The organism is Pseudoalteromonas sp. SWXJZ94C (genome assembly GCF_015864385.1).
GTDB lineage: Bacteria > Pseudomonadota > Gammaproteobacteria > Enterobacterales > Alteromonadaceae > Pseudoalteromonas.
Genome location: NZ_JADYXF010000133.1, coordinates 1 through 1,143, shown reverse-complemented (window position 1 = coordinate 1,143; position 1,143 = coordinate 1). Strand labels below are relative to the sequence as shown.

Here is a 1,143-nt window from a genome sequence, read left to right as displayed (position 1 = left end):
ACAATCGGCCACGTTGACCACGGTAAAACTACACTAACTGCAGCAATCACTAACGTACTTGCAAAAGTATACGGCGGTGTTGCTAAAGATTTCGCATCAATCGACAACGCTCCTGAAGAGCGCGAACGTGGTATCACTATTTCAACGTCTCACGTTGAATACGATACTCCTTCACGTCACTACGCACACGTAGATTGTCCTGGTCACGCCGATTATGTTAAAAACATGATCACTGGTGCTGCTCAAATGGATGGCGCGATCTTAGTAGTTGCTGCGACAGATGGCCCTATGCCACAAACTCGTGAGCACATCCTTCTTTCTCGTCAAGTTGGCGTTCCTTACATCATCGTGTTCATGAACAAATGTGACATGGTTGATGACGAAGAGCTACTTGAACTAGTAGAAATGGAAGTTCGTGAACTTCTTTCAGAATACGATTTCCCAGGTGATGACTTACCTCTAATCGCTGGTTCTGCGCTTAAAGCGTTAGAAGGCGAGAAAGAGTGGGAAGATAAGATTATTGAGCTTGCAAACGCACTTGATACTTACATCCCAGAGCCAGAGCGTGACATCGATAAGCCTTTCATCATGCCTATCGAAGACGTTTTCTCAATCCAGGGTCGTGGTACTGTTGTAACTGGTCGTGTTGAAGCTGGTATCATCCGCATCAATGACGAAGTAGAAATTGTTGGTATCAATGATACAACTCGTTCTACTTGTACTGGTGTTGAAATGTTCCGTAAGCTTCTAGACGAAGGTCGTGCTGGCGAAAACATCGGCGCACTTCTACGTGGTACTAAACGTGAAGACGTTGAACGTGGTCAAGTACTAGCTAAGCCTGGTTCAATCAACCCACATACTACATTCACTTCAGAAGTATACGTACTTTCGAAAGATGAAGGTGGTCGTCATACTCCATTCTTCAAAGGTTACCGTCCACAGTTCTACTTCCGTACAACTGACGTAACTGGTGACGTACAGTTACCAGATGGCGTAGAAATGGTAATGCCTGGTGATAACATCAAGATGACAGTAACTCTAATCGCGCCAATCGCGATGGATGAAGGTCTTCGTTTTGCTATCCGTGAAGGTGGTCGTACTGTAGGTGCTGGTGTTGTAGCAACTATCGTAGCGTAATTATTA

Annotated in this window: 1 protein-coding gene; it reads left to right on the top strand. The window is 45.0% G+C overall.

The genetic code is table 11. From position 1 onward, the window contains the following. On the top strand, positions 1–1,137 hold a 1,137-nt coding region (tuf, locus tag I6F65_RS21375), incomplete at its 5' end, for an elongation factor Tu (RefSeq protein ID WP_197114838.1). Positions 1,138–1,143: the final 6 nt, after the last annotated feature.